The sequence below is a fragment of the Roseateles sp. genome (assembly GCF_965229315.1).
GTDB lineage: Bacteria > Pseudomonadota > Gammaproteobacteria > Burkholderiales > Burkholderiaceae_C > Pelomonas.
The window spans coordinates 1,003,247-1,015,334 of the sequence record NZ_CBDDJA010000001.1 but is presented as its reverse complement, the minus strand read 5'-3'; the positions used below and the strand labels follow the sequence as shown (position 1 = coordinate 1,015,334).

The window sequence follows — 12,088 nt, the reverse complement described above, 5'->3', positions numbered from 1 at the left end:
GTCGAGCAGGTGTCCGCCAGCGGCGTGCGCCTGACCTGGCTGCCGGGGCAGCTTCCCCAGACCCTCGTTTTCAAACCCGCGCCATGAAGCAGCTACTCCTTGTCCTCAGCGCCCTGCTGCTGACGGCCTGCGCCAATCCGGCGCTGCGCCAGTCGGAAGAGCTCGGCCGCAGCAACCAGTGGACGGCCGCGCTGCGCGTGCTGGACGACGCGCGCGCCAAGGACCCGACCGACCCGCAGCTGCGCGCCGCCCAGGTGCGCGCCCGCGAGCAGGCGACGGCGCGGCTGATCCTGCAGATCGAGGCGCTGCGCGCCAGCGCCCGCTGGGACGAGGCCAATGCCGTGCTGGCCCAGCTCGCCGCGGCCGATGCCAAGCACCCGCGGCTGGCCGCGCTGACGGTCGAGATCGAGCGCGGGCGCCGCCAGGAAGCCCAGCTCGCGGCCGGCCGCACGGCGCTGCGCGAAGGCCGGCTGGAGCGCGCCGATGCCGCCGCCCGCGAGATCCTGGCGGAGTCGCCGCAGCACCCCGGTGCCCGCCTGCTGGCCAGCCAGGTGGCCCAGGCCCGGCCGCTGGAGTCGGCGGTCGGCGAGCTGGGGGCGGCATTCCAGAAGCCGGTCACGCTGGAGTTCCGCGACGCGCCGCTGCGCCAGGTGTTCGAGGCGCTGTCGCGCTCCAGCGGCATCAATTTCGTGTTCGACCGCGACGTGCGCGCCGACTCGCGCGTGACCATCTTCCTGCGCAACGTCACGCTGGACGAGGCGCTGCGCGTCATCCTGAACACCCAGCAGCTCGACCGCAAGCTGCTCAACGAGAGCTCGGTGCTGGTGTTCCCCAACACCTCCAGCAAGCAGCGCGAGCACCAGGAGCTCATCACGCGCACGCTGTACCTGACCAACGCCGACGTGAAGCAGGTGCAGGCCATGGTGCGCACCATCGCCAAGGTGCGCGACATCCACATCGACGAGCGGCTGAACCTGCTCATCGTGCGCGACACGCCTGAGGTGCTGCGCCTGGTCGAGAAGCTGATCGCATCGGTCGACCTGCCCGAGCCCGAGGTGATGCTGGAGGTCGAGGTGATGGAGCTGGCCACCGACCAGGTGGACTCGCTGGGTCTGCAGTGGCCCGACGAAGTGCAGCTCGGCATCAGCGACGCGACGGGCGCGATCCCGTCGCGCGTCTTCATCGGCGGCAAGAACCCCATCAACTTCCGCGCCAGCATCGCCAACCCCGCCGTCATCGCCACGCTGCGCGGCACGTCCGGCAATTCCAATATCCTGGCCAACCCCAAGATCCGCGTGCGCAACCGCGACAAGGCTAAGGTGCACATCGGCCAGAAGCTGCCGGTGTTCACGACGACGACCAACTTCACCGGCTCCACGTCCGTCGCGGCCTCGGTCAGCTACCTGGACGTCGGCTTGAAGCTGGACGTCGAGCCCACCATCCAGCTCGACAACGACGTGGTCATCAAGATCGGCCTGGAGGTCAGCAACCTGATCCGCCAGGTCACCGGCCCCGGCGGCACGACGGCCTATGAGATCGGCACGCGCAACACGTCCACCGTGCTGCGCCTGGCGGACGGCGAGACGCAGGTGCTGGCCGGCCTCATCAACGACGAGGACCGCAAGGCAGGCACCGGCATCCCGGGGCTGTCGCGCATCCCGGTGCTGGGCCGGCTGTTCGGCACGCAGACCGACACGCGCAACAAGACCGAGGTGGTGCTGCTGATCACGCCGCGCGTCGTGCGCAACCTGGCCGTGCCGGACGCATCGCTGACGCGCCTGGCCAGCGGCACCGACAGCAGCCCGGGTGCCTTCAGCAGCCTGCTGCGCCGCGACGCGCGGGTCGGCGTGGGCCTGAGCAGTGGTGGCGGTGCGCCGGCCACGCAGGCGCCTGCAGCGGCGCCTGCGCCGGCCGGCGGCGAGTCCACCGGCGACGTACTGCTGAAGCTGGACGTGACGCCCCAGGTGGCCGCGGGCGGCACGATTTCCGTCGCGGTGAAGAACGAGAGCGGCCTGCAGGTCAAGGGTGAACTGGAGTACGACGCCACCAAGCTCGCGCCCGCCCAGCCGTTGCCGGGCGCGTCGCCGGGCCGCTATCCCATCGAGCTGGCACCGCGCGGGGACCGCGTCGTCGCGTTCCGCACGCTGCCGCCGGCCTCGGGCCAGGTGCTCAACATGGCCGTGACGTCGCTGTCGGCCAGCGGGCTCAATGGCGAACCGGTTGCCGTGCGGGTCGAAGGCTCCGGGCTGCTGACCGTCGAGCCGGCCAAGTAAGCACGGCCATGCGCAGCCGCGGCTTCACGCTGATCGAGATGCTGGTGGTGCTGGCCATGCTGGCCGTGCTCGCCAGCGCGGCGCGGCCGTTGCTGGAGCTGTCGGTGCAACGCAGCAAGGAATACGAGCTGCGCCAGGGGCTGCGCACCCTGCGGCTGGCGCTGGACGCCTACAAGCAGGCCGGCGACGCCGGCAGCATCGCGCGCAGCCCGGACGACAGCGGCTACCCGCAGAAGCTGCAGCAACTCGTCGACGGCGTGCCCGATCTCAAGTCGCCCAACGGCCGCAAGTTCTACTTCCTGCGCCGCCTGCCGCGCGACCCGTTCGCCGCCGCGGAGCTGCCGGCCGCCGACACCTGGGGCCTGCGCGCCTACGACAGCCCGGCGGACGATCCGCGCGCGGGCAAGGACGTGTTCGATGTGTACTCGCGCTCCGAACGCAAGGCACTGGACGGCAGCCGGTTGAAGGATTGGTGATGGCAGGCCAAGGGACCAGGCGCGCGGCGGCGGGCTTCACGCTGATTGAGTTGATCGTCGTGATGGCCATCGTCGCGCTGCTCGCCTCCATCGCGGCGCCGCGCTACTTCGCGTCGCTGCAAAAGAGCAAGGAGACGGCGCTGCTGTCGTCGCTGAACACGATGCGCGACGCCATCGACCAGTACGCCGCCGACAAGGGCCGTTATCCCGATTCGCTGCAGGAACTGGCCGACATGCGCTACATCCGCGGCATCCCCGAGGACCCGCTGACCGCGAGCCGGGAGACCTGGCTGGAGCTGCCGCCGCCCACCGACATGCAGGCGAGCGGCCGTGTCTGGGACGTGCGCAGCGGCGCCGCGGGCCGCTCGGCCGACGGCCGGCTGTACGCGGACTGGTAGGCATGCGGCCCCGACCGTGGCGATCAGGCGGCCTGCCCCGCGGCAGCGCAGCGCGGCGCCGTGTCGCCGCGCGCGGCTTCACCTACCTCGGCGTGCTCTTCCTCGTCGCATTGACTGCGGCGGGTCTGGCGGCCCTCGGCAAGGCCTGGAGCACTGCGAGCCAGCGCGAGCGCGAGCGTGAGCTGCAGTTCCGCGGCGAGGCGATTGCCGCGGCGATCACGAGCTATCAGAAGGCCACTCCCAAGGCCCCGCCCGAGCTGCCGCGCAGCCTGGACGACTTGCTGGAGGACCGCCGCGGCGTCGTCATCCGCCGCCACCTGCGCCAGCGCTATGCCGACCCCTTCACCGGCGAGCCCGATTGGGAGCTGGTGACGCAGGACGCGGACAAGACCCGCTTCGGCGCTGTGCGCAGCCGCTCCACCCACCCCCTGCTGCGCGAGATGGCGCCGGACGGTGCCGCGCTGCGCAAGGCCAGCGACTGGCTGTTCGTCGCGCAGCCGGCGGACGGCAGCGCGGCCGCCACGGCATCGCTGCCCGGCGCGAGTGCGCCGGCTTCGGCACCACCGTGACGCCGTCTCGCTGATCGCAGTCCAGGTCGGCACCTGCTGCGGGAGCGGATGGGCCTGCGCATGCCGAGGGCCGCTGCGCCGAGCGGCGAATCGACGAATGACGCCAGGCGGGGACGCGGGGTTGCGTTCGCCGTGCCACCGTTGCCGCCGTGCCGGATGGCCATGAAAAAGGGCGCCCTTGGGCGCCCTTCGGTCATGCCGGACATCGTCCGGCACGGCGTGTCATCACGGCGTGCAGCGATAGACGACCACATCGTCCACGTACCAGCCGAAGCTGCCGCCGCAACCATCCTGGCCCATCTCGAAGCGCACCTTGATCTTGTCGCCCGGGTTGGCATAGGCGCCGACGTTGATGATCGAGCGACCCCACGAACCGCTGACCGAGCCGCCATCGCTGCCCGAGAAGGCGGCCTGGCCGGCCAGCGGATTGGTGTTGCCCGCTGCTGCGGTCGCCAGCGTCGCGTTGTACGGGTTGTAGACGAAGTTGGCTGCACTGACCAACTGCCATGCGCCGCCGTTCACGCTGATCTTGACGTTGCCGCCGTCGTAGGAGGCTTCGGTGCCGACCCAGTGGTCGAACGACATGCGCGTCACGGCGGTGCCTGCGGGGAGGGTGATCTCCGGGCTTTCCAGGCGCTGCACGCCCGACTCGTCGCCACCAGCAGAGCAGGTGCCGATGCTGCTGTTCGCCATGAACATGGCATAGCCGGCCCGGCCGTTCGGCAGGTTGTTGACCACACCCCAGTCACGCGCGGTGTACTCCGGCGAGACGCCCTGGTGGCTGAGCGCCCACTTGGCGCCAGCGCGCTTGCCGCCGTCGAAGCTGTCGGACAGCAGCGAGGTGGCCGTGCCCGTGGGGCACAGCGCCGGCGGCGACTTCTGCAGCAGCGGCGTGAAGCCGCACTGGCTCACCGACGAGCGCAGTTCCACCGCCGCAGCCATCTTCGTGATCTGGCCGCAGTCCGTCGCGTTGATGATCTCGCCGGACGGGGCACCCGTCGTCAGGGAGTTCAGGTTGACGCCGGTCAGGTCGCGGCACGACTGGTCCAGCGCGTCGGCGTGGTCCGTGAAGTTGCTGGCCGAGTGCTGATAGACCGACATCGCGCGGAAGTAGATGTGGGCCGCCTTGGTGAGACCGATGGCGCCGACAGTCTGGCCGTTGTAGGTGCCGCCGTCCACCAGCAGCGCGTAGCCGTGATTGGGCACGCCGGAGTTGGTGTGCACGCCGCCGTAGTCACCCGCCTGCGTGTTGGGGCCGCACGAGTACTGGCGGTCGCTGACCTTGCCCGGGTTGTTGTAGCAGGTCGGGTTGTACATGTCGCGGATCGCGCCGCCGAAGGCGGAGGAGTCCTCGCCCAACAGCCAGCGCACGGAGTTGTCGGTGCCGGGGCCGCGGCTCAGCGTGACGGTGACCGCACCGCTGGCCAGCGCCGCCTTGAAGGCGGTGCCGTCGTTCTGCGTGACGGACAGCGAGGGCAGCGTGCTGCTCTGGCCGGCCGTGTCGGACATGTTGATGACGGCCGTGCCGCCCTGGTTGTTGCCGATGATCACACCGACGGCGCCAGCGGCCTGGGCATTCATGGCCTTGACGCTGAAGCCGCAGGTGCCGCGGTCGATGAAGGCGATCTTGCCGGCGAGGGAGTTGGCAGGCAGCGTGGTGCAGGCCGCACTCGTCGAACCGAGTTCCACGCCCTGGACCGTGCCGCTCAGCGAGAAGGTGGTGGGACCCCAGGCCGCGGTGCCGGCCGCCTTGTCGCCGGCCAGCGAGGCCGGCGCGGTCACGGTGACGGTCGGGGGAGCGGAGGTGAAGACCGTGCAGGCACCCGCCGTGCGCGGCGCGTCCGGCGTGTCGGTGCCGCGGCCGTTGATGCGGTCGACCGTCTCGCCCCAGATGTCCGAGTAGGCCTCGTTCAGCGCGCCGGGTTGCCATGCGTAGATCAGGCCGTGGGTGTACTGCGTGTACGCGTGGCCCCATTCGTGGGCGGTGATGTCGTCGGTGGTGGTGCCCGGGCAGAACGAGATGTACTCGCCGTTCCACGACGCGTTCACGCAGCCCCAGCCCCGGTTGAAGATGGAGCTCATCCGCGCGCCGTTGCCGTCGAACGAGTCGCGGCCGAAGGCTTTCTTGAACAGGTCGTAGACCTCGGACGAGGCGATGATCATGTTGTCGGCTTCGACCGTGCCGGTCGGCACAGGCTGGCCTTCCACCCAGAACGGGTTGTTCGGGTAGTTCGGGCCAGGTGCCGTCGCATTGCCAGCGCCGTCGAAGGCGCGGCGGTCCTTGCCTTCGTGGATGCCGCTGACCTTGTCGATGACATTGCCGGTCTGGGCATCGACGTAGACGAAGTCGCGCACATCGGCGCCGTTGGTGGCGACGACTTCCCAGGCCAGGCGGCTCTCGCCAGGCACGCCTTGCGCGAGGCCTTCGCGGTAGACCATCAGCGTCGATTTGGTCGACAGCTTGGTCGTGCGGCCCAGGTCGGCATAGACACGCTTGAGCGCGGCGGCGGCGGCCTGCTCGGCCGAGCGGGCCGGGGTCGTGCTGACCGAGATGTTCGGCACGAAGATGCCGTTGGCGACGACCAGGTTGTCGGCGGAGTCGTAGTGGACCTTGAGTTCGCCGCCATAGACGGGCAGGCCGCGGTAGAGCTGCTTGTAGCTCAGGTGCGAGCCGCCTTGCTGGTCCTTGGTGACGCGGGACGCGGACAGCTCATCGGCCACGCTGGTGATGCCGAAGAGGCCGCTGTAGTCCTTCAGGAACTGCACGGCGTTCTCGTTGCGGGCGGCGTCGGAGCCCAGGCGGCCCGCGCGGCTCTGCACGGCGCTGAGCTTGGTGTCGCCCCGCGCGATGCGGACGAAACGCGCGGCGCCGGTGGCCTCGCTGTAGGAGACCGTGGCGGCATTGCCGGTCTGGGCGTTCAGGCGGGCGAGCGCCTCGCTCTGGCCGGGCAGGGCGGTCTGGGCTTGGGCGGTGAAGGCCATGCCGACCGACAAGGCCAGCAGGGACAGACGCAGATGATTGCGAGTCATGAGAACTCCAGGAAGCGGTGCAGGCGCCGCTCAAATAGGTTGCTGACGTGAAGGCCCGGGAGCGGGCCCCCAGGCATGCCGATCAGGCGCGGCGGCGACGGGCGAAGGCGGCCAGGCCTGCGATGCCCAGGCTGGCGAGCGCCCAGCTGGCGGGCTCCGGCACCGCGGCGGCGACGGTCAGGTTGTCCAGGCCCGCATACAACGACTGGCCGGGTGCGCTGATCGTCAGCGAGGTGATGGCCGTGGTGGACACGAAGCCGCGATAGCTGTCGGCCAGCGACGTCGGCGTGAAGCTGACGGTCGTGCCGTCGCTCAGGCTCAGGCTGATCTGCACGGCCTGGAAGGCGTCGGCGATGTTGGTGGCGAAGAAATTGCCACCCACGGCGTAGACGTTGCCGCTGAGGAAGCTGATGGTCAGCGCCTCGTCGATCTGGCTGGTGCCGATGAAGTCGCCGGACGCGTAGAGGTCGCTGGGTGCGAAGAGGCTGTACGAGAAGCCACCACCGCTGAAGGCGACTGCGCCGGCTGCTGGCGTGGACAAGCCGTTGAAGGTCTCCGTGTAGGCGCCAGGTGCGACCTGGGACAGGAAGGACGACGACGACGTGTACACCGTCGAGGCCGCAAAGGCCGACACGGACATGACGCCCAGTGCCAGTGCGGTGGTCAGTTGACGAATGGAATTCATTCCGATTTCCCCGTAGCAAGATAGGTAAAGAACCTATGTGGTTCGTGTCCGGATGGTTTCACAGCGGCACGTCGCCAGCACCCCTGATCCACGGGGCGGGAAACCCACTAAGGCTTCTCCCTGGGTTCGAACTAGGGGTGCGTTGCCAGCCTTCACAGGCTCAGCGGGCGGACTCGGCGGACTTGTTTCGGCTGACCGACAGCGTCACGGCGTAGGCTTCGGGGGCGATGCCCCGGCCTGTCACGGGAACAGGGGACAGGTCGACGATCTTCAGCGCCAGGTCGCCGACGCGCGTCGTCGATTCAGCGCCTGGCGCCGTCTGCAGAAGACGCGTTTCCCTGTCGCCGTTGCCCTGGCGCAGCCAGATGCGCACGGCTGCACGGCCGGCCCAGACGCATTGCTCGCCCTTGGGGCAGCGCGAGTCGGATTCCACACCGGCGAAACCCACCGCCAACGCCGCTTCGGCCAACCACCCGGTGCCGCCATGCCGCAAAAGGAAGGGCCGATCCATCTCGATGGCCTGCGGGTTCACCCGCTCAACGGCCCCCGCGCCGTCCGGGGTCGCAGCGGCCGGCGCCCGTACCGGCCTGGGTTCGCCGGCCAGCGGACGGGTCTGGCAGCGGTTGGCCACGCAGGCCACGCCAGGGTCGACGGCCGCCGCGCATTTCGAGCGCAGGCCGCTGGATGCCATCTCGCGCTGCGCTGCCTGGGCCTGGCGCGCCGCGAGGTCGGCCACGCGCTTCTCGTCCACCCCTTGCGTCGACCAGGCCCAATACCCGGCCGGCCCGCCGCAGGCCCTGGCGCCCACGGGCAGGCTGCGGCATTGGCTGTCGGCCGTGCACGCGGCCGGGCCGATCAGTTCACGCAGCTCGCGCGCGAGGCGCTGCGATTGCGTTTCGGGTTCGGGCGGCGTGGTTTGCGCGCAGCTTGCCAGTGCAGAGGCGGTCAGCGCGATGGCCATCAGATGCTGAAGCGGTGTCATGCTGGCCATGGTGAGGCGACGCGTGCGGCTTGGCAACTGCACGGCAGTCCGTGTCAGCGGTTGCGGCGCCCTTTGGGAGACCCCACTACGATGCCGCCATGCGCGCATGCCTGCCCCTGCTGCTGTTCGCCTCGCTGGCGGTCGCCGAGCCGGATTGCCAGCCGGCGGGCGAGGCGGCCCAGGCGGCGCTGAACACCCTGCGCGCGCAGGCCCAGCCATGCGGCGGCAGGGTCTGGCCCGCTGTGCAGGCGCTGCGCGCCAGTCCGCAGCTGGCCGAGTCGGCACAACGCTACGCGCGGGAGCTGGCCGCGCGGGACCGTGTGGACCATCTCGGCGCCGCCGGCGCCTCGCTGCGGGTGCGGCTGCGCGAGGTGGGCTATGCGATGCGCCTGGCCGGTGAAAACCTTGCCGGCGGGCCGGACTCGCTGGACGAGGTGCTGGCCCAGTGGCTGGCGAGCCCCGCGCACTGCGAGAACCTGATGCTGGCCGACTTCCAGGAGTTCGGCCTGGCCTGCGTCAGCGGCCCCGGCCAGCTGCAGCGCTACTGGGTGCTGCACCTGGCGCAGCCGGCGAAATGAGGCCGCTCGTTCGAAGGGCACCTCGGACGGTCTACCGGGCAGACGGCGATGTGCCAGGCGGCTTGGGAGCGCCCGGCCCGCGCTAGATCCAGCCCAGGTCGATGGCGCGCAGCACCGCCTGCGTGCGGTCGCGCACGCCCATCTTGGAGAAGATGGCCGAGCAGTGGTTCTTGATGACGCCCTCGCTGTTGCCCAGCAGCCCGGCGATCTCGGTGTTGGAGCGGCCACTGGCCACCAGCCGCAGCACCTGCAGCTCTTTCGGGCTCAGCGGGTCGGGATGGTCGGCCGCCGTGAAGGCGCGCTCGCCGCCCTTGGCCTCCATGCGCGTGGTCAGCGACGGCCGCAGCGCCGTACCGCCCGCGTGCACGTCGCGCAGCGACTGCGCCAGCGTCTCGGGGCTGATGGCCTTCAGCAGGAAGCCCCTGGCCCCGGCGCGCACCGCCTCGTCGAAGGCGGTCGTGTCGTCGAAGGTCGTCAGCAGGATGACCGGCAGGCGCAGCGCGCGCGCGGCCAGCGCACGGATCAGGCCCAGGCCGTCCAGCCGGGGCATGCGCATGTCGGACAGGATCACGTCGGGCATGGTGTCGGCGGCGTCGTCGGCGGAGATGGCGGACAGCCACTCCAGCGCCTCGGCGCCGTCGCTGGCCTCGCCCACCACCTTCAACTCGTCGTGCAGCGCCAGCAGCCCTTTCAGGCCCTCGCGCACCAGTTGCTGGTCCTCGACCAGCAGTATCTTGATCACACCCATCGCGGACATCTCAGCTCGATTCGAAACCCCGGGCTCGTGCGCGTCACGCGCATCTGCCCGCCCAGTTCGGCCATGCGTTCGGCCATGCCGGACAGGCCATTGCCGGCGCGGCCCTCGTGCCAGTTCGGCGCGCCCTGCCCATCATCGTCGATGCTGACGGCGATCTCATCCCCTTCTTGACCCTCTTCGCCGATGCCGTGCAGTTCGACCCGCACACGGCGCGCGCCGGCGTGGCGCACGCTGTTCGTCACGCCTTCCTGCACACAGCGCAACAGCGCGTGCGCGGCGCGCGGGCCCAGGTCGCGCGCGGCGTCGTCCAGCGTCAGGTCGATGCGCGTGCTGGCGATGCCCTCCGCGAGCGCGTCGAGCGCCGCCGACAGGTCGATGCGCTGCGAGCTGCGCTGCTGCGACACCGCCTCGCGCACGTCCGCCAGCAGCTGCGCCGCCACGCTCTCGGCACGGCCCATCGCCTGGCCGGCGCCACCGGCGTCCGACCGAGCGAGCAGCGCGCCGCCGAGCTGCAGCTGCAGGTTCAGCGCCGTCAGGTGGTGGCCCATCAGGTCGTGCAGCTCGCGGGCGATCTGCATGCGCTCGCTGTAGCGCATCTGCTCGGCCAGCAATTGCTCGCCGGACAGGCGCTCGGCCAGCATGGCCTGCAGCCAGCGGCGCTTCTCGCCCTCGGCCGCGGCCATGCGGCCCAGGCCGAAGGCCAGGCCGTGCAGCGCCAGCATCGAGCTCAGCATGCCGAACTGGTCCAGCCAGGCCGTCGTCGAGGCATAGAGGTACATGCCGGTGTTCAGCATCACCTGGGCGGCGGCAAAGCCCAGTGCCAGCCGCGCGGGCAGCAGCACTGCCGCCAGCGCCGTGACGAGGAAGGGCAGGCCCGGCGTCACGCCGAAGGCCAGCAGGTCCACGAGCAGCAGCCAGGCCAGCCGCTGGTTCACGGCGGCCGCGACCTGGCCCTGCCGGGCCAGCCGCCACATCAGCGCCACGAAGGCCAGCAGCAGCGCCACGCAGACCAGCAGCAGCAGGCGGTCGTTGACGTCGCCGCCGAACTGGCGCCACACCCAGGCAACGAGGCCGTCGTAGGGCTCGGTGCGCGCGCCCAGCAGTGCAGAGCCCGCACTGACCAGCTCCATCGCGCAGACGACCAGCGCGGCCAGCCGCAGCACGACGCCGGGTTCCGCCAGGCGTGCCAGCAGCCGGTCGAACTTCGTCATCGGCTCAGCTCAGCGCGGCTGCAATGACGCCGCCGCCCAGGCACACGTCACCGTCATAGACGACGGCACTCTGCCCCGGCGTCACGGCCCATTGCGGATCGGGGAAGCGCAGCATCAACCGGCCGCTCGCATCGAAGCCGACGCTGCAGGGGGCGTCGGCCTGGCGGTAGCGCGTCTTCGCGGCGGCCGTGCTGGTGGCGGGCGCGTGGCCGGCGATCCAGCTCAGGTCGTCGGCCACCAGCGCCGGGCTCTGCAGCAACGGGTGGTCATGGCCTTGCACCGCGATCAGCGTGTTGCTGGGGATGTCCTTGGCCGCCACGAACCACGGCGCGTGCTCGCCGCCGCCGCGCGGGGTGCCCTTCTCCTTCACGCCGCCGATGCCCAGCCCCTGGCGCTGGCCCAGCGTGTAGAAGCTCAGGCCCACGTGCTCGCCCAGCTTGCGGCCGCGCTCGTCCTTGATGGGACCGGGCTGGTGCGACAGGTATTTGTTCAGGAACTCGCGGAAGGGCCGCTCGCCGATGAAGCAGATGCCGGTCGAGTCCTTCTTCTTCGCATTCGGCAGCGCGATCTCGGCGGCGATGCGTCGCACCTCGGTCTTGGGCAGGTCGCCGACCGGGAACATTGATTTGCTCAGCTGCGCCTGCGTCAGCCGGTGCAGGAAGTAGCTCTGGTCCTTCAGCGGGTCCAGGCCCTTGAGCAGCTGGAACTCGCCGTCGAGTTCACGGACTCTTGCGTAATGTCCCGTGGCGATCTTCTCGGCGCCCAGCCGCATCGCATGGTCCAGGAAGGCCTTGAACTTGATCTCGGCGTTGCACAGCACGTCCGGGTTGGGCGTGCGGCCGGCCTGGTATTCATGCAGGAAGCTCTCGAAGACGCGGTCCTTGTACTCGGCCGCGAAGTTGACGTGCTCGATCTCGATGCCCAGCAAGTCGGCCACCGACGCGGCGTCCAGGAAGTCCTGGCGCGTCGAGCAGTAGGCGTCGTCGTCATCGTCTTCCCAGTTCTTCATGAAGATGCCGATGACCTCGTGCCCCTGCTGCTTCAACAGGTGGGCCGTCACGGCCGAGTCCACGCCGCCGGACAGGCCGACGACGACTCGATGTTTCTTGGCGGAACTCATGTTCCGGAT

The 12,088-nt window shown here is 70.2% G+C and carries 11 protein-coding genes; 5 read left to right on the top strand and 6 right to left on the bottom strand.

Annotation, left to right across the window (positions count from 1 at the left end; translation table 11 throughout):
* Positions 1–83 precede the first annotated feature (83 nt).
* Genes ACO07H_RS04710 through ACO07H_RS04695 form a run of 4 tightly spaced genes read left to right on the top strand, consistent with a single transcriptional unit; the run spans position 84 to position 3,716 of the window.
* The gene (locus tag ACO07H_RS04710) at positions 84–2,273 is read left to right on the top strand and encodes a secretin N-terminal domain-containing protein (protein ID WP_422011630.1); all 2,190 of its coding nucleotides are present in this window, start codon (positions 84–86) and stop codon (positions 2,271–2,273) included.
* Positions 2,274–2,281: 8 nt separating this feature from the next.
* Positions 2,282–2,749 carry a type II secretion system protein gene (locus tag ACO07H_RS04705; protein ID WP_422011628.1) on the top strand — a complete coding sequence of 156 codons (468 nt, stop codon included), beginning with the start codon at positions 2,282–2,284 and terminating at the stop codon, positions 2,747–2,749.
* Positions 2,749–3,147 (top strand): type II secretion system protein, encoded by a 399-nt coding sequence (locus ACO07H_RS04700; protein WP_422011626.1) that lies wholly within the window; start codon positions 2,749–2,751, stop codon positions 3,145–3,147. Before ACO07H_RS04705 ends, ACO07H_RS04700 begins: the two co-directional genes overlap by 1 nt.
* A 2-nt stretch (positions 3,148–3,149) precedes the next feature.
* Entirely contained in the window at positions 3,150–3,716 is a 567-nt protein-coding gene (locus ACO07H_RS04695) for a type II secretion system protein (RefSeq protein WP_422011624.1), read from the top strand.
* A 225-nt stretch (positions 3,717–3,941) separates the two neighbouring features.
* On the opposite strand, the gene ACO07H_RS04690 is transcribed toward ACO07H_RS04695, so the two are convergent.
* The 3 genes from ACO07H_RS04690 to ACO07H_RS04680 form a co-directional block, all read right to left on the bottom strand.
* Complete coding sequence (locus ACO07H_RS04690) at positions 3,942–6,746, bottom strand: M4 family metallopeptidase (protein ID WP_422011622.1); 2,805 nt, start codon at positions 6,744–6,746, stop codon at positions 3,942–3,944.
* 82 nt (positions 6,747–6,828) lie between these two features.
* Positions 6,829–7,431 (bottom strand): PEP-CTERM sorting domain-containing protein, encoded by a 603-nt coding sequence (locus ACO07H_RS04685; protein ID WP_422011620.1) that lies wholly within the window; start codon positions 7,429–7,431, stop codon positions 6,829–6,831.
* A gap of 160 nt (positions 7,432–7,591) precedes the next feature.
* On the bottom strand, positions 7,592–8,392 hold the full coding sequence (locus ACO07H_RS04680; protein ID WP_422011618.1) for a hypothetical protein: 801 nt from the start codon (positions 8,390–8,392) through the stop codon (positions 7,592–7,594).
* Between the two features lie 119 nt (positions 8,393–8,511).
* On the opposite strand from ACO07H_RS04680, the gene ACO07H_RS04675 reads away from it, so the two are divergent.
* Entirely contained in the window at positions 8,512–8,991 is a 480-nt protein-coding gene (locus ACO07H_RS04675) for a CAP domain-containing protein (RefSeq protein WP_422011616.1), read from the top strand.
* 82 nt (positions 8,992–9,073) lie between these two features.
* Here the strand turns inward: ACO07H_RS04675 and ACO07H_RS04670 are convergent, their stop codons facing one another.
* The 3 genes from ACO07H_RS04670 to mnmA are packed head-to-tail and all read right to left on the bottom strand — an operon-like array spanning position 9,074 to position 12,079.
* On the bottom strand, positions 9,074–9,739 hold the full coding sequence (locus tag ACO07H_RS04670; RefSeq protein ID WP_422011614.1) for a response regulator: 666 nt from the start codon (positions 9,737–9,739) through the stop codon (positions 9,074–9,076).
* Complete coding sequence (locus tag ACO07H_RS04665; protein ID WP_422011612.1) at positions 9,730–10,959, bottom strand: sensor histidine kinase; 1,230 nt, start codon at positions 10,957–10,959, stop codon at positions 9,730–9,732. The genes ACO07H_RS04670 and ACO07H_RS04665 overlap by 10 nt, the downstream gene beginning before the upstream one ends.
* Before the next feature lie 4 nt (positions 10,960–10,963).
* Entirely contained in the window at positions 10,964–12,079 is a 1,116-nt protein-coding gene (gene mnmA / locus ACO07H_RS04660) for a tRNA 2-thiouridine(34) synthase MnmA (protein WP_422011610.1), read from the bottom strand.
* Positions 12,080–12,088: the final 9 nt, after the last annotated feature.

What these genes read in the sequence shown, in the direction of transcription:
- ACO07H_RS04710 (WP_422011630.1), top strand. Translation starts at nt 84, where the DNA reads ATGAAGCAGCTACTCCTTGTCCTCAGCGCCCTGCTGCTGACGGCCTGC.
- ACO07H_RS04705 (WP_422011628.1), top strand. Translation starts at nt 2,282, where the DNA reads ATGCGCAGCCGCGGCTTCACGCTGATCGAGATGCTGGTGGTGCTGGCC.
- ACO07H_RS04700 (WP_422011626.1), top strand. Translation starts at nt 2,749, where the DNA reads ATGGCAGGCCAAGGGACCAGGCGCGCGGCGGCGGGCTTCACGCTGATT.
- ACO07H_RS04695 (WP_422011624.1), top strand. Translation starts at nt 3,150, where the DNA reads ATGCGGCCCCGACCGTGGCGATCAGGCGGCCTGCCCCGCGGCAGCGCA.
- ACO07H_RS04690 (WP_422011622.1), bottom strand. Translation starts at nt 6,746, where the DNA reads ATGACTCGCAATCATCTGCGTCTGTCCCTGCTGGCCTTGTCGGTCGGC.
- ACO07H_RS04685 (WP_422011620.1), bottom strand. Translation starts at nt 7,431, where the DNA reads ATGAATTCCATTCGTCAACTGACCACCGCACTGGCACTGGGCGTCATG.
- ACO07H_RS04680 (WP_422011618.1), bottom strand. Translation starts at nt 8,392, where the DNA reads ATGGCCATCGCGCTGACCGCCTCTGCACTGGCAAGCTGCGCGCAAACC.
- ACO07H_RS04675 (WP_422011616.1), top strand. Translation starts at nt 8,512, where the DNA reads ATGCGCGCATGCCTGCCCCTGCTGCTGTTCGCCTCGCTGGCGGTCGCC.
- ACO07H_RS04670 (WP_422011614.1), bottom strand. Translation starts at nt 9,739, where the DNA reads ATGGGTGTGATCAAGATACTGCTGGTCGAGGACCAGCAACTGGTGCGC.
- ACO07H_RS04665 (WP_422011612.1), bottom strand. Translation starts at nt 10,959, where the DNA reads ATGACGAAGTTCGACCGGCTGCTGGCACGCCTGGCGGAACCCGGCGTC.
- mnmA (WP_422011610.1), bottom strand. Translation starts at nt 12,079, where the DNA reads ATGAGTTCCGCCAAGAAACATCGAGTCGTCGTCGGCCTGTCCGGCGGC.